Annotated in this window: 19 protein-coding genes; 11 read left to right on the top strand and 8 right to left on the bottom strand. The window is 34.2% G+C overall.

Going from position 1 to position 24,514, the window contains the following annotated elements:
• Positions 1–65: 65 nt before the first annotated feature.
• From GAPWK_RS13235 to ggt, 6 genes are all read left to right on the top strand, one after another.
• Positions 66–827: a PDDEXK-like family protein gene (locus tag GAPWK_RS13235; protein WP_025316692.1), complete on the top strand. Its 762-nt coding sequence runs from the start codon at positions 66–68 to the stop codon at positions 825–827.
• 12 nt (positions 828–839) lie between these two features.
• Complete coding sequence (locus GAPWK_RS13230) at positions 840–1,436, top strand: hypothetical protein (RefSeq protein WP_025316691.1); 597 nt, start codon at positions 840–842, stop codon at positions 1,434–1,436.
• A gap of 303 nt (positions 1,437–1,739) precedes the next feature.
• Positions 1,740–2,821 (top strand): IS3 family transposase gene (locus GAPWK_RS13220; RefSeq protein WP_407919844.1). Its coding sequence is split into 2 segments (ribosomal slippage): positions 1,740–1,995 and positions 1,995–2,821, totalling 1,083 coding nucleotides; the frame shifts between segments, so codons are not numbered across the junction.
• 415 nt (positions 2,822–3,236) lie between these two features.
• Positions 3,237–4,094 (top strand): NgoPII family restriction endonuclease, encoded by an 858-nt coding sequence (locus tag GAPWK_RS13215; protein ID WP_025316690.1) that lies wholly within the window; start codon positions 3,237–3,239, stop codon positions 4,092–4,094.
• 14 nt (positions 4,095–4,108) lie between these two features.
• Positions 4,109–5,104 (top strand): DNA cytosine methyltransferase, encoded by a 996-nt coding sequence (locus tag GAPWK_RS13210; RefSeq protein ID WP_025316689.1) that lies wholly within the window; start codon positions 4,109–4,111, stop codon positions 5,102–5,104.
• A gap of 456 nt (positions 5,105–5,560) precedes the next feature.
• Complete coding sequence (ggt, locus tag GAPWK_RS13205; protein WP_025316688.1) at positions 5,561–7,306, top strand: gamma-glutamyltransferase; 1,746 nt, start codon at positions 5,561–5,563, stop codon at positions 7,304–7,306.
• A gap of 132 nt (positions 7,307–7,438) precedes the next feature.
• Here ggt and GAPWK_RS13200 read toward each other — a convergent pair whose 3' ends face one another.
• Together GAPWK_RS13200 and rtcR are read right to left on the bottom strand one after the other, a co-directional pair.
• A complete protein-coding gene (locus GAPWK_RS13200; RefSeq protein WP_025316687.1) occupies positions 7,439–8,836 on the bottom strand; it encodes an RtcB family protein in 1,398 nt (465 codons plus the stop codon).
• Between the two features lie 147 nt (positions 8,837–8,983).
• Positions 8,984–10,612 carry an RNA repair transcriptional activator RtcR gene (gene rtcR, locus GAPWK_RS13195; RefSeq protein ID WP_038517607.1) on the bottom strand — a complete coding sequence of 543 codons (1,629 nt, stop codon included), beginning with the start codon at positions 10,610–10,612 and terminating at the stop codon, positions 8,984–8,986.
• Positions 10,613–11,016: 404 nt separating this feature from the next.
• Here rtcR and GAPWK_RS13190 point away from each other — a divergent pair, with 404 nt between their 5' ends.
• Entirely contained in the window at positions 11,017–12,243 is a 1,227-nt protein-coding gene (locus GAPWK_RS13190) for an RtcB family protein (protein WP_038517604.1), read from the top strand.
• A 1,000-nt stretch (positions 12,244–13,243) separates the two neighbouring features.
• Here GAPWK_RS13190 and GAPWK_RS13180 read toward each other — a convergent pair.
• Both GAPWK_RS13180 and GAPWK_RS13175 read right to left on the bottom strand, forming a co-directional pair.
• Complete coding sequence (locus GAPWK_RS13180; RefSeq protein WP_025316683.1) at positions 13,244–13,669, bottom strand: hypothetical protein; 426 nt, start codon at positions 13,667–13,669, stop codon at positions 13,244–13,246.
• Between the two features lie 215 nt (positions 13,670–13,884).
• On the bottom strand, positions 13,885–14,157 hold the full coding sequence (locus GAPWK_RS13175) for a PAAR domain-containing protein (RefSeq protein ID WP_038517601.1): 273 nt from the start codon (positions 14,155–14,157) through the stop codon (positions 13,885–13,887).
• A gap of 327 nt (positions 14,158–14,484) precedes the next feature.
• Here GAPWK_RS13175 and GAPWK_RS13170 point away from each other — a divergent pair, with 327 nt between their 5' ends.
• On the top strand, positions 14,485–15,189 hold the full coding sequence (locus GAPWK_RS13170; RefSeq protein WP_025316681.1) for a hypothetical protein: 705 nt from the start codon (positions 14,485–14,487) through the stop codon (positions 15,187–15,189).
• 242 nt (positions 15,190–15,431) lie between these two features.
• Here the strand turns inward: GAPWK_RS13170 and treC are convergent, their stop codons facing one another.
• From treC to GAPWK_RS13150, 4 genes are all read right to left on the bottom strand, one after another.
• Positions 15,432–17,102, bottom strand: a complete 1,671-nt coding sequence (treC, locus tag GAPWK_RS13165) for an alpha,alpha-phosphotrehalase (RefSeq protein WP_025316680.1) — start codon at positions 17,100–17,102, stop codon at positions 15,432–15,434.
• A gap of 75 nt (positions 17,103–17,177) precedes the next feature.
• Complete coding sequence (gene treB / locus GAPWK_RS13160; protein ID WP_025316679.1) at positions 17,178–18,605, bottom strand: PTS trehalose transporter subunit IIBC; 1,428 nt, start codon at positions 18,603–18,605, stop codon at positions 17,178–17,180.
• A 170-nt stretch (positions 18,606–18,775) separates the two neighbouring features.
• Positions 18,776–19,744, bottom strand: a complete 969-nt coding sequence (treR, locus tag GAPWK_RS13155; RefSeq protein ID WP_025316678.1) for a trehalose operon repressor TreR — start codon at positions 19,742–19,744, stop codon at positions 18,776–18,778.
• A gap of 426 nt (positions 19,745–20,170) precedes the next feature.
• Positions 20,171–20,515 (bottom strand): winged helix-turn-helix transcriptional regulator, encoded by a 345-nt coding sequence (locus GAPWK_RS13150; RefSeq protein ID WP_025316677.1) that lies wholly within the window; start codon positions 20,513–20,515, stop codon positions 20,171–20,173.
• A gap of 189 nt (positions 20,516–20,704) precedes the next feature.
• Between GAPWK_RS13150 and GAPWK_RS13145 the strand changes: the two genes are divergently transcribed.
• From GAPWK_RS13145 to GAPWK_RS13135, 3 genes are all read left to right on the top strand, one after another.
• A complete protein-coding gene (locus tag GAPWK_RS13145; protein ID WP_025316676.1) occupies positions 20,705–21,340 on the top strand; it encodes an NAD(P)-dependent oxidoreductase in 636 nt (211 codons plus the stop codon).
• 354 nt (positions 21,341–21,694) lie between these two features.
• Positions 21,695–23,062 carry an allantoinase AllB gene (gene allB, locus GAPWK_RS13140; protein WP_025316675.1) on the top strand — a complete coding sequence of 456 codons (1,368 nt, stop codon included), beginning with the start codon at positions 21,695–21,697 and terminating at the stop codon, positions 23,060–23,062.
• A gap of 45 nt (positions 23,063–23,107) precedes the next feature.
• Positions 23,108–24,490, top strand: coding sequence for an NCS1 family transporter (locus tag GAPWK_RS13135; RefSeq protein WP_025316674.1), 1,383 nt, complete (start codon positions 23,108–23,110; stop codon positions 24,488–24,490).
• The last annotated feature ends 24 nt before the right edge of the window (positions 24,491–24,514 follow it).

The following is a 24,514-nucleotide window of genomic DNA, read 5'->3' as shown; positions in this document are numbered from 1 at the left end:
TTTTAATAATAATAGATTTTCTATGATAGAAGATAGGATAGGAATGGAAGGAATAGTCGTTGAATATGGAATCAAATGAACAATTATACGATCAATTAGTTAGCTATATAGGCAATTGGAAGAACCTAAAATATCATCCTGATGTAGCAGTAAAACCTAATATAAATTGCAATGAGTTTATTGCATTTACCAAGCAATTTGAATCTCATTATAAAACCTATTTAAATGAAGGTAATGCAATTAATATTTGGGATATTTGTTGTATTGGCTTTGATGAATTAAAACACTGCAATGTTCTATCGTGGTTATTAGATGATAAAGGATCACACGGTTTTGGTAATGAATTTTTCCACTACTTCATCGATTATTTATATAATCGCTCAAACAATCAATTCACTATAACGAAAGACGACATCAACATTCCTTACTATACCTCTACCGAAGTACATTATGAAAGTGATGAAGAAGAAAAAAATAGTCGCGTTGATATTAAAATAGCAAATGAACGCTTTCTGATTTTTATAGAAGCAAAAGTGCAAGCATCCGAAACCAATGATCAATTAATTAGATATTATAGATTAGGCAAAAAAGAATCTGCACAGAATAAAAATAAACCTTGGGAATTAATCTTTTTAACCAAAGATGGTAGACGGCCTCAATTTCAACAAGATAATGATTATCAACCAATGTTAAATAAAGTGATTTGTTTATCCTGGCAAGAAATTGCAGTGTTACTAAGGCGATTTTCAACCATCCAAAGCTCACGCCCATTTCTACAAAAAATTCTCAATCAATACTATATTTATATAAAAAGAATGTTTCAATAAACGGAGGCAATAATGTCAGAAAATAATGGAGTTTATCAATTAATCATTGAAAATTTAAAAATGATTGAGCAGACAAACGGTATATTAGATGAAATTCATGAAAACGTATTTAATCAAATAGATAAATATATTAATTCTTGGGCAAAAGAAAATTCTTGGTCGTGTGAGGGTTCCTTTTGGATTAAAGGCCCGCAAAAATTTTATCCTACACATTGGGATAAAAAATTTTCCTATTTTTCGTTTGATTTAGATGATGATATAAAGAATGAAAATATTAGTTGGTTATCTTATTTAAATGGTTCTGAACATACAAAATTTGGACTTTGTTGGTGTTTTTCTTACGGCAGTAAATATCAGCTACAAGAATGGCAAAAAGAACTAAAAAGGCAGTATGACAATAATCGAAGTTTATTTGAAAAAAATAATGCAAAAATTGTTTATGGAGGTCGAAATTTATTTATACCCATAACGCAAGATATAAGCGAATTAATAGAAAATTATCCTAATGGTATAGATACTGTACTTGAAGATCCCGTTAATAAAGCATTAAATTGTTTAAATAATATTTTTCCAGTTATAGATCAAATATACACTAAATTAACAAATTGATTTTAGTTAAATTATTTTTATAATTAATTTAAAATTCTAGTTATCTATTAATATGCCATTTAAACAGGATGGATGATGGCTATATAGTCCTTATTAGTCTAGTAAGTACGTTATTTGTGGTTATAAAGCCAATTGAAAAAGTTGCTTCAGTGATTATTCTTATCTTTAAATAAAATTTTTTATCCTTTGCTTTCAATTACATTTTTGTAAAAATTATTCAGAAGTCTATATTGTAACTATCCCCTAAAATAGTACATAAAAAAGTAGAAAATTCTCTATAATATTTTTAAGGAGAATTTCAATATGAAAAAATTATCGGAACACCAAATTGTCTCCATTTTAAAAGAAGCTGAAGTTGGTATCCCTATTAAAGAGCTTTGCCGTAAATATGGTATGGCCGTTTCTACTTTTTATAAATGGCGAGATAAATATGGCGGTATGCAATCATCGGACATTACGCGGTTAAAACAGCTGGAAGCTGAAAATCGTAAACTTAAACAGATGTATGCTGAATTAAGTTTAACTTCTCAGCTCCAGCAAGAAATAATAAAAAAGCTATAGTGCCGACGGCAGTTCGTAAGAGTTGGGCACAAACACTACAGTCACAATACAGTATAACAATTAAAATGAGTTGCACTATTGTGAATTTAAGTCGCTGTGCTTACTACTATCAACCTAAATCGGCAGATGACACTATGATTATTTCATTACTTAAGTCAATAACAGACAAGCATTTACGTTGGGGATTTCCTAAGTGTTTTCATCGAATCAGGAAACTGGGATATACGTGGAATCATAAACGGATTTATCGAGTTTATTGTCAGTTAAAACTCAATATTCGTTCTAAACGCAATAAACGATTGCCCCAACGTTATCCAGAGCCATTATCAGTACCAAGTCGTTTGGGAGAATGTTGGTCAATGGATTTTATGAGTGATAGTTCTCAAAATCACCGCCGATTTAGAACCTTTAATGTTATTGATGACTTTAATCGAGAGGCATTAGGCATTGATATTGCGGTCAGTTTATCGGCAGGTAGAATTACCCGTTATTTAGACAGACTGGCTCAATATCACGGTTATCCATTAAAAATACGCGTTGATAATGGCACAGAATTTACCTCAAACAGATTTACAAGTTGGGCAAAATCACATGGAATAACCCTAGATTATATTAAACCAGGTAGTCCTTATCAAAACGGCTATATAGAACGATTTAACCGCACATATCGAACGGAGGTATTAGATCTGTATTTATTTAAAAATCTGGAACAAGTAAGAAAAATAACCGAAGAGTGGTTAGAAATGTATAACACAGAAAGACCGCATGAAGCATTAAATAATATGACACCAATTGAATATAGAAACATGAAGCAAATAGCATGATTTTCTACTTGATTTGTGTGCTAACAATGGGGTATTTACAATATCATTTCGTTTTAAATCGTTAATACAATTTAAAACGAAAGCTTTTTAAGAATACGTTTCAAAAAATATCCACTTTTTTAATTAACTATTATTAATAATCTTATGACTAACTAATCTAAATCCATAAATAAACAAGTTTCTTAATTTGTGGTATTGGTGGTGGGCTATTGCAAAGTGTATTTATGTAGATAGTAATGAATCAATATTAGAATCAGTCATTGTTGGTATAACAAAAGCATTGTTCGTTTCAATTTAATGAAGTAGTTACTTTAACTGATTTAATTATAATTAATATTTTCAATAAAGGATTTTATAATTAGTTACTAAACATTATTTAAGTATAATGTTGTCTTTAAAGTGAAGGATTATTTAAATGGAAACTAATTTAATAAAAGCAATTTTACATTTGATAAAATTACCAGCTATTCAAATTTCAGAAATGAGTGATGGAAAAAATCGGGTAAATAATCAAGGTAGAGGACTAGAAGAATTTATTATTGATCTTTTTTGTGGAACTGTTAATGAACCAAATGAACGAATACGACTTGAAAAACGAAATGAATTATTTAGTTATATAGGAAATCAAAATAATCCTCCTGATGCAATGATAAATGCTGGTGATGCAATCGAGATCAAAAAAATCGAAACTGCTGGGGCAGCTATAGCTTTAAATTCGTCTTATCCAAAGGCTAAGTTATATTCCAACAGTTCCATGCTCGCTAAAGCTTGCATTTCCTGTGAGGATTGGGATGAAAAGGACATGATTTATGTCATTGGTCAAATTTATAAACATTCACTTAAATCTTTATGTTTCGTTTATGGTGTTGATTATGCAGCGAGTTTAGAAATTTACGAAAGAATTAAACTAAAAATTAAACAAGGTATTTTAACTATAGACGGAGTTGAATTTTCTGAAACGAAAGAGTTAGGTAGAGTAAATAAAGTTGATCCTTTAGGGATTACAAATTTAAGAATACGTGGCATGTGGCATATAGATAATCCTATTAAAGTTTTTAATTATATTTATAAACCTAAAGAAATATCTTCATTTAATTTAATGGTACTAATTAATAATGATAAATATTTAACATTTAGTGAGGAAGATCGTAATAAACTAGAAAAAGCTGAAAAATATTTAGAAAATTTTATGATAGAAGACGTAATGATTAAATGTCCAGACAATTCAGCTCGGTTAAAAGGTGCTAAACTTATCACATTTTTCTTACAGTAATAAGAGTAGAATATATGAATATTATATCTTTATTTTCAGGTGCTGGTGGACTTGACTTAGGATTCAAAAATGCAGGGTTTGAAATAGTCATTGCAAATGAATATGATAAATCTATATGGGAAACATATGAGAAAAACCATTCTGCACCTTTAATTAAGGGGGACATTAGGAAAATAAACTCAGACGAACTTTTAAAAAATACTGAAGTAATTGAAGGTATTATAGGAGGTCCTCCATGTCAAAGTTGGTCAGAGGCTGGTGCACTAAGAGGTATAAGTGATGATAGAGGCAAATTATTTTTCGAATTTATTCGTCTTTTAGAGGATATACAACCTAAGTTTTTTGTTGCAGAAAATGTTTCTGGTATGATGTCAAAACGACATTTAGAGGCAGTTCAAAATATAGTTAAGCTATTTGGTAATGCAGGAATAGGATATGATGTATTTATTCAAACTTTAAATGCTTCTGATTATGGTGTACCTCAAGATAGAAAACGTGTGTTTTATGTTGGTTTTAGAAAAGATCTCCAAGTTAAATTTGAATTTCCAACACCATTAAAAACTAAAATATCGCTAAAGGATTCAATTTTTGATTTACGAAATACAGCTATTCCAGCGTTGGAAAAAAATAAATCACATGGAAATAAATTAGCTATATTAAATCATGAATATTTTATTGGTGATTTTTCAACAATTTTTATGTCCCGTAATAGAGTTAGAACTTGGGAGCAACAGAGTTTTACTATTCAAGCAGGAGCTAGACATGCACCTATTCATCCACAAGCTCCAGTTATGGTAAATGTAGGCAAAGATAAATTTCAATTTGTTGAAGGTAAAGAAGAACTTTATCGAAGATTATCTGTAAGAGAATGTGCTCGAATTCAAACTTTCCCTGATGATTTTAAATTTTATTATAGTTCGTTAGCGGATGCTTATAAAATGATTGGAAATGCTGTGCCAGTAAAGCTAGCAGAAGCTGTCGCTAATCAAATCAAGCTTTTTTTAAAATAATATTATTTATTTCTAAAATGCTGTGCTATTTAATAATCAATATTAAATAACACAGTAAATAGAAAATTTATATCTTAAAAAAAATCTTTCTTATTCTATTTTCTATACCAATATACTTCCATATAAGAAAATGTTGATCCTTATTTTCTTTTTAGATATTAACTTACAGTGTTATAAAATATCTTCTTAAAACCCTTTCCTTTTTACCCTGAAATTTCATGTAAAAATTATTCAGGAGTCTATGTTATTTCATTGTAATTATTTTTAATAATCTCCGTGTTATTAGGCTGTTTTTAGTTAAGTTAATAAGTATTTATAACCCTTGAAGATAAATCTCACGTCTTTTGGTGCTGAATTGATATGTCATTATAATTTTACTTAATAGCTTTGGGTTTATAATTTTTGGCATAAAAAATGCATTCCTTAGTTATCATTAATAGATGAGGAATGGTTAAAATGGAAAAGAAATATAAAGTTAAGCTGTTATTGGGTATGTTGTTCGTGAGTGGATTGTGTCAGGCGGAACCGTTGCCTTTTTCAGAAACAGGTAAATATTGTGAGACGCCTTCTCGATGTCTTAATCCAATCACTACCCATGTAATGGTGACTTCGCCAAATTATTTAGCAACTCAAGCCGGTCTGGATGTGTTACATCAAGGTGGTAATGCGGTTGATGCTGCTATTGCGGTTGCATCGACATTAGCGGTTGTTTATCCACAAATGAATACTATTGGTGGTGATAATTTTTGGATAATTTATAATTCAAAAACCAAAGAAATTAAGGGATTAAATGCCAGCGGGCGATCGGGTAGTCTGGCGACGATTGCATTTTATAAGCAACAAGGGTTAGATAAAATTCCGTCGCGTGGTTATTTAGCCGCTAATACCGTCCCTGGCGTGGTTTCTGGTTGGGATGAAGCTTATCAGTATGCATCAAAAAGTATGAATAACTCTTTACCGTGGAACAAGTTGTTTGATTCGGCAATCAATTATGCTGAACATGGATTTGCCGTTTCACCGAGTTTAAATTATTGGTCTACAGTCAATATTGATACTAAAGATAAAGAGTTTCGTGATCTTAAACGTTTTGATGAGTTTAAAAGAGTATTTCTAAAAAAAGGTGGTGAAGTCTATCAAATCGGCGAAATTCTCAAACAACCTGATTTAGCAACTTCATTAAAGTCTATTGCCAATGACGGTGCAACGGTATTTTATCGTGGCAATATTGCTCAGAAAATTGTTGCTGATTTAAAGCGTCATGGCGGTGTGTTGACCTTAGATGATTTTGCTAATCATAAAGCAACATGGGTTTCTCCTATTCATGTTAACTATCGGCAGTATACGGCTTATAATTTGCCTCCTAATACACAAGGGATGGCTTCTTTAGAGATTCTTAATATATTAAATAATTTTGATGTTAAATCATTAGGCGAAGGCAGTGCTGATTATTATCATTTAATTATTGAGGCGACCAAGCAAGCGTTTGCTGATCGTGATAAATATTTGACGGATCCTGATTTTAACCCGATCCCGCTTGAGTTCTTATTATCCTCTCAGCATGGTCAACAGCAAGCTAAACAAATTGATATGCAAACTGCACGTATCGATATTAAGCCATTAGATCCAAAAGGGGATACGGTTTGGTTTGGCGTTGTTGATGCACAAGGGAATGCGGTTTCTATCATTCAAAGTATTTATCATGATTTTGGTTCAGGAATTGTCGCCAAAGATACCGGAATTTTACTGCAAAACAGAGGTAGCTTTTTTTCACTCGATCCTAATCATATTAATCGTTTAGAGCCGAATAAACGAACCTTTCATACCTTAAATCCAGCCATGTTATTTAAAGAGGGTGCACCGTATCTGGTTTATGGCACTATGGGAGGAGAAGGGCAACCACAAACTCAAGCGGCCATTGTCACGCGAATTGTCGATTTTAATTTGTCTCCTCAAGATGCCATTAATGCACCAAGATGGTTACATGGGCGAACTTGGGGAGCATCATCCAATGATCTTAAAATAGAAGGGCGAGTCGCTAAGAATATTATTGATACTCTTAAATCGCGTGGACATAATGTGAAAGTCGTTGATGATTATACCGATACCATGGGGCATGCCGGTGCAATTTTAATTGATGCCGATAATCATCGATTAATGGGGGCAACCGATCCTCGTGGTGATGGTTTGGCTGCCGGTTATTAATGATTGATTAAAATAGTAGATCAAATCAGAAATGCTAGAACTAAAATAATAAAGATAATGACATCAGCCATTATCTTTATTTATGCTCTATAGAGATCCCAATTTTTTAAAGAAACTGAAATCTTTTTTACATTATACTTTAAACGTTATCCAAGGTTTAAGTTTAACGGCGGTTTGGATTAATCCAGCGTTTTCTTGCGCTTGAATGACGGGGGTAATAGGTTTATATGCAGCAGGCGCTTCCTCAAATAGTCGTTCTTGTTTCAAAGTAACGCATTGCCATGGCAATAAAGAGTTATCAGAAACCAACTTCTTGCTGCGCATCGTTTGCCTTTTTTCTGCTCGTCCTGCGCCATGCGAGCAAGACCATAACCAATCAGGATGACCTTTTCCTATTGCAACATAAGAATAATCACCCATAGATCCAGGTATTAAAGCGATTTCACCTAAGTGCGCGGGTGTTGCGCCTTTACGATGAATATTCATACCATTTTCAGGAAAAATAACATTGTGTGATATATCGACCAATAATTGACTCGCATCCTGCTTAAAGAGTGTGTTAAAGGTTTTACGCACCAGCTCTGTGATCACAATGCGATTTATCCAAGCATAACGAGCAGCAACACCCATCGCTTGCAAATACTCTTGAGCATGATTGTCAGTCAAAGCAAATAAACCTGATTTAGGATATTTTTGATCAGCAGGCCATAATGCTTTGGCTTTATCTTGCCAACGCTTGCCAATATAAAAACCGACATCACGTGATCCAGTATGGATCATAACCACAATAGCATCTTTCTTTAAACCTAATTGATAAGCAACATGGCGATCAATAATTTCATCAACAATTTGTAATTCAACAAAATGGTTACCTGAACCAACTGTGCCTAAACTTGACGGACGAATAATCGCTCGTTTTTCAAAAAAGGCTTCGGGAGCATACTGGCTATCGGCTGAAAGAAGATCATTGCCAGAAATTTTACTAATCTCATGCGTTAGCCGATCAAAATTGACACTATTCCATAAACCTTGTTGCGGTAAAGCTCCCAACCAAGCGGTAAGGCCTTCATCAAAGAGCGCTTGAAAAGATGTGGGTGTAACCGGTACATCGCGCTCATCATGCAATAACACCTGTTTTAATTGCTCAATGAGTTTTGATTTTTGTTCAGTCACCTCATTAAGGCTTAAACCTGTAGTAAATAGGCGCATACCACAATTAATATCCGTGCCTATCGCTGCGGGAATAATTAAATTAGGGGTAGTGGCAACAATACTTCCAACTGGTGCAGTCGCACCGGGATGAAAGTCTGGCGTAGCCCTTGCAGCGCAAACTTTGCCGTCACTATTGGGCATTGTTACCGATGCAAAATCAAGTAACTGCTCAACCGCTTTTTCTTCTAAAGGTAACGGATTGGGTAACAGTACTTGTGCTGTAATATCTTGTTTATTAAATGTATAGATATCATTATTAAAATGAGTTTCAATCCCACATCGGGATAAACGTTTTTGTAAACGGGTAAATGTAGACATAATAGCCACCTAGAAAACAATAAAATACCGTCCTCTCAATTTGAGAGGATAATTACTGTTTCCTGCAGCAGCACTATTCAGGAAAGTGGGCGTATTCTAGACCAAAGTTTATTAATATGTAAACTAGTAAATCATTTTTTTATTTGATCATCCGTTCTTACTATGTATTCTTTCCCAACTCAGACCAAATTTAGCTAAGTATTTTTTTAAGCGATCAGCATCGTTACTGCGTTGCTTTTTAGTTCGGGATATGGCAAATAATTGTCGGCCAGCTTCTGATAAACTACTACTTTTTTGGCAGATTTCGATCACTTTTTCCAGTTGATAACGGTCAAATTCATCAATTTCATTAGGTATTAAGTCATCATAACTATTTGGTGCAGAAGTCCAATTTTGACTTAGGCGTTTAATTTCTTGTTCAACCTGTTCAATGGTAATGTTCGCTTGCGGCGCTAAGGTTGCCATGCGAATAATTGAACTGTTTAATTCACGAAAGTTACCTTGCCATAAGGCTTGTGGTGAGGTAGCGAATTTAAGATAAGCTTGGCGTGACTGTTGATTAAAGCGTGGCATAATGCCATATTCTTTGGCATAGCGCGCCAATTCAAAATCAATATTGGGTTCAATATCCTCTTTTCTATCCACTAAGCCCGGTAGTTGATAATTCCACAAATTGATTCGAGCAAACAGATCTTCACGAAACTCACCATTGGCAATGGCTAATTTAAGATCTTTATTGGTACCGGCGATTAATTGAAAATCACTGTGTATCGGTTTGTCACTACCAAACGGGTAAAATTGTTTTTCTTCAATGGCTTTTAATAACATCGCTTGCTCATCAAGTCCCAGTTCGCCAATTTCATCTAAAAACAGTAAGCCACCATCGGCATTTTTAAGTAATCCTGTGCGCGCAAGATTGGCTCCCGTAAAGGCGCCTTTAACATGACCAAACAAGGTTGATATTGCGCTATCACCGCGTAGCGTGGCGCAATTGATTTCAACAAATTGTCCTTTGATTTGATGATTGGTTTGTTTGAGTAAATAAATCTGTTTTGCCAAAAATGATTTACCCGCGCCCGTTGGTCCACATAATAAAATAGGTGCATGGGAACGGCTCGCCACTTGTTCGATTTCGGCAATAAGCTGATTAAATTGTGTGCTACGAGTTGCGATGCCAGATTTTAATAGCTCGGTCGCTTGCTGAGCATATTGCTGAAAACGGGTTAGGATTTTATCGTAACGATTTAAATTTAAATCAATAATACTCATTATCCCGCAAGGGGTAAGCGCAATCGGATCGCTTTCCTCAATTTCATTAATTTTATTATTTTCGGTCAGAGGCTCTTTTTTCGGAGGGGACATTTGTAATAATTTAGCAGGAAAATAGCGTGATTCTGCCAGTAAAAACCAACAAATCTGCATAACATGGGTACCTGTTGTGATATGTAAATAATACGCTTCTTGTTCTGAATTAAATGCGTAGTTTTTCGAAATATCAAAAAGGAAGGTATAAACTTGCTCAAAATCCCATGGATTATCAATGTTTACCTCAATGGGGTTTACTTCAGTATGAGGTGATAAAATCTTAATATCTTTAACGATGGTACAAAGTAGCTCATAATCGTTCGGAGAATAGAGCAGTTCTAATCGAGTAACTGGCATATCGGATTGATGACATAAATCAATAGTCGGTCGCCAATTCTTCCAGCGTCGTTTTCCTTTACCACGTTGATCCAATACATTCCCTAAAAATCCAAACACGACATTCTTTTTCATAATTTTATATATTTTTATAAATAGATATATAAAATTATAAAAAATGTGTATTAAAAATACTATGATAATTTTTATCTTCATTTAAAAAAATTATTTATTCTTTTTTAAAACAAATAATTAAAAAATAATTGTTATGATTTTTTATTTATTGGCACGCTTTTCGCAATATTAATGCTACCTAAGCAAGCATATTCAGATATGTTGAGATGGTTTAAATTAAATAATCAAGTCACTTTGTGGTGATAAAAGATACCAGCACTAAAGCGCTCATAGCGCAATGTACCAATAGAATTTTGGTCATAAACGAATGGATAAACGGTAACATTCTTTAGTGCAATCTAACCAATATAAAGATATTACCACTGGCGGAGTGCATTTTGCCCAGATGTAAAAGGAAGATAAAAATGAGTCAATATGAAGTAATAAAAATTGAAAATTCAAGACCAGTAAAAATGTGGACTAAAGGTGTACCAGTCGAGCAAGAAGCCAAAGAACAATTACTAAAAACAGCACAGTTGCCATTTATTTTTAAACACATTGCCGTAATGCCTGATGTCCATGTGGGTAAAGGATCAACAATCGGGAGTGTTATTCCTACTCTGGGCGCTGTTATTCCAGCAGCCGTTGGGGTGGATATTGGTTGTGGAATGATGGCCGTACAAACATCACTAACTGCGTCTGATTTACCTGATGATCTTGCGCCTTTACGTTTAGCGATTGAAAAAAACGTGCCACATGGTTCAACGCCTAAAAATATGGGGCAAGATCAGGGAAGTTGGCAAGATGCGCCAGCAATTGTAGATCAATATTGGCAACAACTTTTACCAGGATTTGAGAAATTAACCGAAAAATATCCGTGTTTTTTAAAAACAAATAATTACTGTCATTTAGGGACACTAGGAACGGGTAATCACTTTATCGAAGTGTGTTTAGATGAAAATCAACAAGTCTGGATTATGTTACATAGTGGTTCGCGTGGGGTCGGTAATGCTATTGGTGAATTTTTTATTAAATTAGCCAAAAAAGATATGGAGACTTATTTTATTGATAAATATTTACCAAATAATGATTTAGCTTACTTTGTTGAAGGTACTGAACATTTTGATGATTATCTTATGGCGGTAAATTGGGCGCAAGAGTTTGCTCGTTTAAATCGTGAAATTATGATGCATAACACTATTATGGCTATTAGAAATACATTAAATATTGAGTTCACTAGTTATATACAGTCCGTAAATTGTCATCATAACTATGTGCAAAAAGAGCACCATTTTGGGCAAAATGTGTTTGTGACGCGTAAAGGAGCGGTATCGGCCCGTAAAGGGGAATTAGGGATTATTCCTGGATCGATGGGTGCGAAAAGCTATATTGTTCGTGGATTAGGGAATGAAGAAAGTTTTTGCTCTTGTTCTCATGGTGCAGGACGAGTGATGAGCCGATCTGCAGCCAAAAGAATGTTCACTATTGAGGATCAAATGAAAGCCACTGCACACGTTGAATGTCGAAAAGATGCTGATGTGATTGATGAAATCCCAATGGCCTATAAAGATATTGATGCGGTGATGACCGCTCAAAGTGAATTGGTTGAAATTATGCATCAACTACGACAAGTGGTGTGTGTGAAAGGGTAAATTATATCGAGGAGTCTATCCTCGATACTCATGATAAAAATAATAGGGTAATTATTGATCATATCATTAGTTACCTTGTTTCTAATAAATTTAACTCAATGTTATTTATAGCAAATCTAAATGTTTCTATTTTTAGCCATTTTTTCAATACACAGAAATGAGTAATGGCAACATAATAAAATTACTGGATAGATAATAAAATTGAGGGTCATAAGTGAAGTTATAAACAAATATCCAAAAAAAGCCTCAATATTTAGAGCCGATCCTTGATAATTACCTAAAATAAAAGGTGTAACCATCCATGAGATAAAAGTAATTACAATTCCAATAATTGCACCGATGCTTATCAATCCAAAAGGTTTTTTTATTTTATTTAATATCCAGATTGAAATAAGAATAAGACAGAAATAACACACACCATAAAATACTAAATAATTTAATTCTGGCGTGCTGTATTTTCTGATAAATAACCGATAACACCAAGCGTAACTCAGTAATCCTCCGATAAAATTAAACAAAACTATAATAAATAGATTAATGGTTTTCATTGATTAATTTTTTGCTCTTAAATTTTTTTAACTCTTTTTTCAATCCATAAAAACGAGTAATGGCAACACAATAAAGTTACTGGATAGATAATAAAATTCAGGGTCATAAGCGATGACATAAATAAATCATAGAGATCGAATTCTAAATATTGATCCGCATTAACAAATAAAATGAACGGATTAACAATCCATGAAATAAAACTAATTAAGATAGCGATGAGAACACCTGAAACCAATAATATGATAGGTCGATTAATTTTATTTAATATAAAGAATGAAAGAAGTATAAAACTGAAATAACACATTCCATAAAATATTAAATATAGCCATTCTGGCGTGCTGTATTTTCTGATAAATAACCGATAACACCAAGAGTAACTCAGTAATCCTCCGATAAAGTTAAACAACACTATAATAAATAGATTAATGAGTTTCATTGATTAATTTTTTCCTTAAGTCTTTTTAACTGTTTTTTCAATCCATAAAAACGAGTAATGACAACATAATAAAATTACTGGATAGATAATAAAATTGAGAGTCATAAATGAAGTGATAAACAAATATGGGAAAAAAACCTTAATATTTAGAGCCAATCCTTGATAAATACCTAAAATAAAATGTGCAACTATCCATGAGATAAAAGTAATTACAATCCCAATAATTGCTCCGATGCTTATCAATCCAAAAGGTTTTTTTATTTTATTTAATATCCAGATTGAAATAAGAATAAGGCAGAAATAACACACACCATAAAATAATAAATAATATAATTCTGGTGTGCTGTATTTTTTGATAAATAATCGATAACACCAGGAGTAACTCAGTAATCCTCCGATAAGATTAAACAATACTATAATAAATAGATTAATGGTTTTCATTGGATAATCCTTTTTTTTCTTCAATTTCTTTAACCGCATCTTCTAAAGAGCCAGGAAAAAAATAAAGCTCGTCTAATCCATATTCATCTAATACTGATGAAACCGCCGATGCACAATATGGGAGAATTCCAGTCGCATAATCTCCATTTATTACTCGTTGTTCAATATTAATGGCTTGCTGGCGTGTTAAAGTGATTTTAATCTAATAAAAATAATCAAATGGCACTTTCCAATGCGATAATTTTATTACAGCCTATTGGGGAACATTTGCATGCAACGATACAACCGTCATAAGCTGCTGGCTTTCCTGCAACGATAAAATTGTAGGTTCCTTCTATAATTTTTCCTGTACTTTGGCATTTAGGACATGAAGCATAATCGCCAATACAAGCTATACTTTGATTTCCATTAAAACTGTCTGCCGATCCTGAAATAATTCTGCCGCCAGTGGTGGTCATATCACCAATAATAGCTATTTGTTTAATCATCACCACACCCTTGTTGCTTATTTGAACGATTTTATTATAATCTTATGGAAAAGGTGGAGAAAAACAATTTTAAATTTGTAAAAATTTATTAATAAAATAAGCAAGTTAGCTTTACTAGTAATTAATTATCTATTTCATATAATCAGGTTATTTTTATAATAATTGTTACTTGAGAGAAATAGTTAAATGATTATAATTTAATTTATTACTTAAGAATGGTAAATTAACCTATGAATTTTAATATAAAAAATTCCAACAGTTTATTTTTTAGATTATATTATTTATTAAACCCATACAGGACGTTGTACCGTTATAAGGAGAGTAACGATGTATCGAGAAATTTTACCTGTTAAGCAGCATGCTGCTGCTAATCGATTCTTGAAACAATTACCGGAGTTGGTTGCAAGTAACCCGTTATGCAAACGCCTTAAGCCTTTCTCATTGTTTGTTGACATTGCGCCATGGACGTTAATTGCTCAGCCCCATAGCTTAATTGCTAATGAATTTGGTATTACACCTCAAGCCGCACTTAGGCGAGATGATATGATTAGGCAGTTGCTGGCATTACATGAACCATCCCTTTATCAAGCAATACTTAAACTTGAAAGCACTACACCTAAAGTAGTAATTCGGCAAGCTCAGGAATTTAAGTCATGGCTTTCAGAGCTGCTTAATACTTCTGTTATGCCTTGCGAATATTGCTCATCGATGAATACCGTTCGTATTGGCCATCGGCTTAATTTTCGTTGTCGGTCATGTCGACGTACTTTTAATCCATTAAAAGTACATCATCTTAATGAGTTATCTCATTGTCATTTGTGGTTACCTTGTATTGATCTGTTGGTGAAAGGTGAAACTTGTAAAACGATTCATCAGAAGTTAGGTATTAGTGTTGATACAGCAGGTAAGTGGCGGCTCTATTTTATTTGGCTAATGGCGTATCAAGGATTTGCAATATTGGCAAACTATTGCCAAGCCAAGCGACGTAAACGTTACCATCAAACATGGTTAGTAGTTAAAAACGACGAATAACATTTTTAAGACTAACTAGGTTTGACGATTTATACTGCTTGTAAAAAATATTCAGGAGTCTATGTCGTTTCATTGTAAATTCTATTTTAAATTTAACTTTTAAGAGTGTTTACAGTGTTGGTTTAGAAGTGAACTGATTTTTATCAGTTGGATGTCGGTAAAATAATGATATTAAAAAACGTGATCTTTTGTCGATCACGCTTTTATAAATATCTATTGTTAAAAATTGGATGATTGGTTAATCATTCCTTTTTTAATAGATACATCGCTTCATAAGGTCTTAATGTTATTGCAGATGCGAGCGTGGTTTTATTCACATAATTACTTAATAGTGGTTGCCAGTTAAGCGCGAGTAATTCTTTTGGCAATTGCCATTTAACCTGTCTATCCGTCAGATTCACTATCACCAATAATTTTTGATTATTCCAGCTACGAACATAGCACCAATAGTCAGCAATATTCGCGGTCAAATCTTGGTAATCACCAAAAATGAATATAGGATGTTCTTTGCGTAATTTAATTAATGCTTGATAGCAATAAAAGATAGAACTAGGATCTTCAAGTGCAGATTTTACATTGATTTGCTGATAATTGTTTGCCACTTCGATCCATGGTTGACCTTTAGTGAAACCCGCATTTAAGCTATCATCCCACTGCATTGGCGTTCGACTGTTGTCGCGTGATTTGCTTGCTAATATTGCTAAAATTTCTGCTTCAGCCATACCTTCGGCTATTTTTTCGTGGTAGATATTTAGACTTTCAACATCACGATATTGATCAATATTATTAAAATGTGGATTGGTCATGCCGATCTCTTCACCTTGATAAAGATACGGTGTACCTTGTAATCCGTATAGCAACATGGCAAGCATTTTGGCAGATTCTGTATGATATTGGGTTTCATCACCTAAGCGTGACACAATACGTGGTTGGTCGTGATTACACCAAAAAATGGCATTCCAAGCTTTATCATGCATCCCTTTTTGCCACTCACCCATGATATTTTTTAACTCGAGCAGATCAGGTTTGGCTAATGCCCATTTATAACCATTTGGATAATCGACTTTTAAATGGTGGAAATTAAATGTCATGGTTAGCTCTTTTCCATCTAACGAGGCATATTTTAAGCAATTTTCTAATGTAGTCGAAGACATTTCGCCAACGGTTTTAAGGTCATTAGGTTGAAAGGCATCTCGGCTCATTTCTTGTAAAAATTCGTGAATTTTAGGCCCATCAGTATAGAAACAGCGACCATCGCCTTTTTTATCATCAGCAAAATCTTGTTGTTTCGACACTAGATTAATCACATCTAACCTTAAGGCATCTACGCCTTTGTCTGACCAAAACTGACACACTTTTTTAATTTCAGAGCGGACTTGAGGATTTTCCCAATTAAGGTCAGCTTGTTCCTTAGCAAATAAGTGTAAGTAATATTGCCCTGAGCGTTCATGCCATTGCCATGCCTTACCGCCAAATTTTGAACGCCAATTATTGGGTTCACTGCCGTCGGCTTTAGCATCTTTCCAGATATAAAATGAGCGATAAGGACTGGATTTATCTAAGGCTGATTTAAACCAAGGATGCTCGGTTGAGGTATGATTAAACACCATATCCATCATAATGCGGATCCCTCGTTCATGCGCCTGTTTCACTAGTAACTCAAAATCAGCCATTGAACCATAAGCAGGGTCAATATCGTAATAATCGGAAACATCATAACCGTTATCAATTTGCGGTGATGGGTAAATCGGTGTTAACCAAATTGCACTAATACCAAGTTTTTTTAGGTAATCTAATCGGCTGATGATACCTAATAGATCACCAGTGGAACTGTCTTGGCTGGCTTGAAAGCTTTTTGGGTAAATTTGGTAAATGGTGCCGTTTTGCCACCAAGGGATATCAATTTTATTCATTATCTGCTCTTCATTGTTAATTTAAGATTTTGCTTAACCGCTCTGTTGCAAGAGCGGTTAACGTTTAATGGGAAATTAGCGAATATCTAACGTGCCTTTTTTGAGTTTTATTTTATAAACAGTTGCAGTTAATAAGATCGGTACGAGAATCGCGACAAGCATTGCTAAAGCATAAATTGACCAATATATCGGTTTAATGGATAAAATACCTGGTAAGCCACCAACACCGATACCATTAGATAACACCCCGAATAAACCACAAATCAATCCAGATAAAGCCGCACCAATCATGGCACATAACATCGGAAATTTATAGCGTAAGTTAATGCCATACATTGCAGGTTCGGTTACTCCTAAATAAGCGGAAATCGCCGCTGGAACCGAAACTTCCCGTTCGTTATGTTTTTTACTCACTAAAATAATACCTACTACGGCAGATGCTTGAGCAATATTAGATAAGGCGATAATCGGCCAAATTGGTGTTCCTCCTATACTTTCAGTCATCTGCATATCGATAGCTAAAGTGGTATGGTGAATGCCTGTGATTACGAGAGGTGAATAGAAGAATCCAAAAATAGCCGAACCAATGAAGGCATAATCACCCGTCATTAAATATTTAACGATATCGGCAATACCATTACCTAACATTCGGCCTAAAGGACCTAACAAGAAGTGAGCTAAAAAGACAGAAAGCAGTAGCGCAACAATTGGCACAATAACTAATGTCAAATAATCTGGCACGATTTTGCGTAAACGGGTTTCAATCCAACCTAATGCTAAACCAGCAAAAATGGATGGGATCACTTGCGCTTGATAACCAACCTTTTCGATGCTAAACCAACCAAAATCCCATACTTCAGGTATTTTGCTACCAAGATCATAAGCATTCATCAGTTGTGGTGAAACTAATGTGATGCCTAATACTATTCCTAAAATTGGTGAACCGCCCATTTTTTTCACTGTAGACCAACAAATCGCAACCGGTAAGAAGTGGAAAATAGCTTCACAAGGTAACCAAAGAATATTATAGATTGGCACTAACCAAGCATAAGTTTGAATAAGTGGTTTGTCATCAATCGTTGGCATTTCACCAATAATGTTACGCAATCCAAGCAATAAACCGCCAGCAATTAGCGCTGGTAATAGTGGTACAAATATCTCAGCAAGATTAGAAATAAATCTTTCAAAGAAAGACATATTCTTTTTAGCTGCAACTTTTGTTTGTTCTTTGCTTGCCTCATCTAAATTTAATTGCTGAATTAACGATTTGTAATAGCTATCAACGTTGGTACCAATAATAACTTGAAATTGCCCAGCATTATTAAAACAACCTTTCACAAAAGGGAGTTCTTCAATGGCATCCACATTTGCTGCTTTGGGATCGACCAAGGCAAACCTTAAACGTGTTAAACAGTGGGTAACACTGGCAACATTCTCTTTTCCTCCTATTAAATCGATAAGTTTTGTTATCGCTTCGATTGAGCTTTTTGAATCTTTAGCCATAAAAGTCTCCTTGTTATTAGAACATTAGCTTTTGCTCTATCAATAGTTTGGCTATTTTTTAATATTAGTTAAGCATAAATTGAATTTGATTAATAATAAATGGGAACGTTCCCTATTTGTGACTGAACTCACAAATTTTTATTTAAATTGAATACTTTTAATAAATTATGTTATTCATTAAAAATTAATGTGGAAGGTACGGTAATGGTTTTAGCTAACGTAGTATTTTGTAACATACTGAGTAATTCTTTAGCTGCATAGGTGCCAGCTTTATCAAAACCGAGTTCAACGGTTAGCGTATTAGGAAATAGAAAATTAAGTAGCTCACTATTGCCAATGCTTGCCACCACAATATGTTCTAATTGATTCTGTTGTAAATATTTATTCAAGCCTAAAGCGATGGCATCGGTAGCACAAACGATTGCTGTTGGTGAGAGTGATAAAATTGATTGTGCGAGTTCATAGCCAGAACGATAACTTAAATTGCCTAAATAGGCATTTGGGCTGATTTGATTTTGCTGGCAATAATCCATATAAGCTTGATAACGTAGTGCACCGGTTGTTTGGTCATGTTGTTCAATACCAATAAAACCGATTTTTTGATGGTGCTTTGATTGGTGTAAATATTTGAGTAACGTTGTGACTGCTCCAATATCATCATAGCAAACACAGGTAAAATCAGGATACGATCTTGCCATTATGACACTTTTATTTTTCCAAAATGATAATAGTGAAGGCTCAAGCCCTGTAAAAGCAAAAATAATTACGCCATCAGCTTGCTTCTCTTTTAACATGGTTAAATGTTCTTCAACTTTATCAACGCTGAATTGACTTTCAATGATAATAGGATCGTAGCCATATTGATATAAGATAGGTAACATCGCGCGTACAGCTTGATTTTCTGACATCGAATCAAGGCGGGTAACAACAATGCCTATCACTTTGTTTCCATAACCTCGCATTGCTCTTGCCGACTTAGATGGCGTAAATTGATACTGCTCAACGATGGCCATCACTTTATTACGGGTGGTCTCTTTAACCATAGGATCATGATTAATAACCCGTGAAACAGTTGACTTGCTCACGCCACTCAATTTGGCAATATCTTTAATGGTTAAATGGTTAGAAAACTCACTCATAATCACTTCATTATACGAAAATCAATTAAATCATAGTAATATAGATTGCAGAAAATAGCGATATTGACGTTTAATTTAAGTGTTAGCAAAAAAGCTTAATCCCTTGTACGGAAAATAAGAATAAAATTCTGTTCTCTATCATTTTTAATTGAAACACTAAATGTAGTTTCTAACAATATATTATTACATTAGAATTTTTCATACTAAAATTAATGATTCTCTTAACAGCTATCATTTAAAAAATTAAATTTACTCAAAGTAATAATTATTGAACAACTTTTATTTAAGCTATATACCATAATTATTGGTCGTGATAAAAATCTAATGCCAGAGCTAAACCCAGATGAGTTTTATTTTGGTCATTAAACATTTGATGGCTAAGTATATTTATTTGAAAAGGGTAAATATGCCCTTTTCTGATTTAGATTAAACCATGCTAGTTCTAGTGCTATATTTTAATTTATAGACACTTCCCCAATCTAACATTGCATCATGTACTTGCTTAAGGCTCTGTCCAACCTCAGTTAAGGTATATTCCACTTTAGGCGGCACTTGCGGATACACTTTGCGAGTGATTAAGCCATTTTTTTCCATAATGCGTAAATGTGAAGTGAGGACTTTTTGTGATATACCGTTTAGTGATTTTTTTAATTCACCAAAGCGTTTTGTGCCAGTAAGTAAATCTCGAACAATTAGAACTTTCCATTTGTCGCCCATTAACATTAATGTCGTTTCAACAGGACAAGGTGGTAATTTTTCATTTAATGACATTACGAATAATTCCTTTAAATTCAATAATAGTTTCTTGGTGGATACTATGTTACATAGCGGTACCTACTTTACAATAGATACTTTGAATATTAATCTAAAAACATTCACTAAGCAAAAGACTTTTTTGTTTATAAGACAATATTAGAATCAAATTAAATTTTAGCTTAAACAATATGACAGGAGTAAATAATGAAAATAGCTGTAATTGGTGCAAATGGTAAATCAGGTTCATTAATCGTTAAAGAAGCGCTTAGCCGTGGTCATGCAGTCACTGCAATTGTCCGTAAAGCTGATGCTAAAGTTGATCCTAAAGCTGATGTGTTAGTTAAAGATCTTTTTGATTTAACTTATGATGATTTAAAACCTTTTGATGTTATTGTTGATGCTTTTGCTACTTGGACGCTTGATTCACTGCCTTTACATCAAACAAGTTTAAAACATCTTACTGATATTTTAAGCGGTAAACCTAACCGATTATTAGTTGTTGGTGGTGCAGGTAGTTTATATGTCAATCCAGAACTTTCTGTTCGTTTAGTTGATACTCCTGAATTCCCAGAAGAGTTTAAACCGTTAGCAACTAATATGGCAAAAGCGTTAGATGAACTTAAAAAATGTGACAATGTTAACTGGACATACTTAAGCCCAGCGATTGAATTTGTTGCTGATGGTGCAAGAACAGGTCATTATACCGCTGGTGGTGAGCAGTTTATGGTTAACAGCCAAGGTAAGAGCCAAATTAGCTATGCTGATTATGCCATCGCTATGGTTGATGAAGCTGAAAATGCTAAACATATTAAACAACGTTTTACGGTTGTTGCTGAATAATTTATTTATTAAGCCTTACATTAAGATAGTTTATAATCAAATCGCTATGTTATATGTAAGGCGATTAATTTAATCCGCAAATATCAAAAAATTTTTGATGACTTTTATCTATTCTGATTCTAATTCTAATATCCAATCTTATTCTAATTTCCAAAAATGTAGCAAAGAATAATATTGCTACCCGTCGTTGAATCATTTTAGTGCATCACTCATTGGAATTATCAAGCTGTAATCGTGATGCTTAATGTTTGATTCATTGGCATGTTAATTGCATTTATATTCTTATCAATCTTTCATAGTTGTATTAATTGTACTGTTTTTTTATTTGTTATCATTTAACTTGGGAAAACTGTTATGCAATACGATCTAACCATAAAAAATGGTATTGTCATTCTCGAATCTGGTGAAATACATACCGATATTGCCATAAAAAATGGCAAAGTTGCAGCTATTGGTCCTGATTTGGGGCAATCTGATAAAACTCTTGATGCTCAAGGTTTAATTGTTAGTCCTGGTATGGTTGATGTTCATGTACATATTAGTGAACCTGGTGGCGTTCGTCATGAATGGGAAGGCTATGTCACAGGAACAAAAGCATGTGCAAAAGGCGGGGTCACTACCTTTGTTGAAATGCCGCTTAATCAACTTCCTGCCACAACGAGCGGTGAAACACTTCGGCAAAAATATGCAGCTGGAGACGGAAAACTTTATGTCGATGTTGCTTCTTATGGTGGCTTAGTTCCTTACAACTTAAATAATAATGGTATTGCAGAACAAGTTGCAGAAGGGGTCGCTGCCTTTAAATGCTTTATGGCAACCTGTGGCGATCCAAATCTTGCTGGTGATTTTGCTAATGTAAATGATTATGCCTTATGGGAAGGGATGCGCCAAATTGCTAAGACAGGTAAAGTGCTTGCTATCCATGCCGAAAATGCCGCAATTACAGATATATTAGGACAACAAGCCAAAGCACGAGGAGAAAGCAAATTATCACAATATGTAGCAACTCGTCCGGTATTTACTGAGGTCGAAGCCATTCGTCGAGCTATCTTTTTTGCTAAGCAAACTGGCTGCCCGATTCACATTTGCCATGTGGCTTGCCCAGAAGGAGTTGAAGAGGTAATCAAAGCTCGTCAAGAAGGTGTGAATGTGACGTGTGAAACTTGTATCCATTACCTCTATTTCACTACCGACAAGTTAGATGCGATTGGACCAATCGCGAAATGCTCTCCGCCAATTCGCGATCAGCAAGCTCAAGACGGGTTATGGAAATACCTTTTTGCTGGACATATTATTACCGCCGTATCTGACCATTCACCTTGTACTTATGACTTAAAAAATAAAACCAACGCGTTTGATGCTTGGGGCGGAATTTCTGGTGTTCAAAATAATGTGGATATCTTTTTTGATGAAGCGGTACAAAAACGTGGAATGTCATTAAAGCAGTTTGCCGATATCATCGCTAAAAATCCAGCTGAACGATATAACTTACCTACTAAGGGATCTATTCAAGTTGGTAAAGATGCTGATCTCATCTTTATAAAACCGCATTCACACTATGTATTAAAAGAACAAGATCTCGAATATCGCAATAAATTTAGCCCTTATGTGGGTAGGCAAATTGGTGCGCAAGTCGTTCAAACATTGTTACGAGGAAAGACCATTTATCAGATTGATTCTGGTATTGATTCAACGCCAAGAGGGACATTTATTCGCCGTTAATCATAAAGACATAATAAAAAAACCAGGTAATTAGAGGATAGGATTATGACAAATCACACAAAGCAATCATCATCTGTATCACTAACCATTGATAATTCATTACTACCTAAAGACAATAAAGATCGAACCATGAATTGTTTTACCTATGCGTTTATGTGGATTGGTGATGGTATGAATTTGGGTAATATGACTTTAGGTGCAAGTTTGGTCGTCGCGGGCGTTGCTACGATGAATATTCTTCAAACCTTTGTTGCAACGTTCATAGCGATATTAATTATCAGCACAATTTTTGTCTTTAATGATCGATTAGGGTATCGCACAGGAATTCCTTATGTTGTGCAACTTAGAATGTCATTTGGGATAAAAGGAGCTATTATCTCATCGTTGCTACGTGGTATTCCTGCTATTGTTTGGTATGGCTTTCAAAGCTGGATTGGTGCTACAGCGCTTAATGAAATTATTAAAATATTGTCTAATGGCGAATTTAATCAGGTATTTGTTTGTTTTCTTATTTTGCAGTTTTTCCAAATCATCCTTTCGCTCTATGGATTTCATGCTATAAAGTGGGTTGAAACCTTAATTTCAGTGGTTATTCTTTGTGCATTAATTTATGTCTTTATTATAGTACTCAATAATCATCAAGCTATTATTATAGATAAATGGGTAAAGCCTGAAGGGACTTGGGGACTGCCTTTTTATGGCTTTATTATGATGTTTTTAGGTAATTATGCGGCAATTTTTCTTAGTGCGGCCGATTATTCTCGAGAACTTAAATCAGGCTTTAGCAATCGTAAACGAGGATTACTCTATTTTCTACCGATTTTTATTGCTTATGGATTTATTATTACGATTGGGGTGATGTTGGCGTCTGTCACAGGTAACTCAAATCCAGTGAAAGCCTTTGCAATTGTGGTCGATAATGCCTATATCACTCTGGTCGTATCAACTTTTATTGTGTTAGGCACCATTGCGGTAAATATTGTCGCTAACATTATTCCTCCAGCCTATGTGATTACTCTGTTAACTAAAGCTAATTATAAACTGGCGGTAACAATTACGGGTTTATTTGCGATCGCTTCTTTCCCTTGGATTTTAGTGCAAGATACATCAGCACAAGGATTAGGGCTATTTATTCTCATTTACTCCGCATTTTTGGGTCCCATTGTTGCAATATTATTGGTCGAATATTATCTATTACGCCGTCAACAAATTAATATAAATGCCTTATACGATAATAAAGGTCAGTTTGCAGGTTATAACTCTGCTGCTATTTTAGCGATGCTGATTGGTTCTGCAGCGGCATTTTATGAAGTGAGTTTATCGTGGGTTGTCGGTTTTTTTGTTGGTGGAATAAGTTATATCTTATTAACCAAATACGCGTTTAAGCAATCTCTTTTCAAAAAAGGGACCATCTTTGAAAAGAGATAGAGAGTTTAAAATAGCAAGCAAGAC

The organism is Gilliamella apicola, assembly GCF_000599985.1.
In the GTDB taxonomy this organism is placed as follows: Bacteria; Pseudomonadota; Gammaproteobacteria; order Enterobacterales; family Orbaceae; genus Gilliamella; species Gilliamella apicola.
The sequence above is the reverse complement of the archived record's forward strand: the minus strand, read 5'-3'. Positions and strand labels throughout refer to the sequence as shown.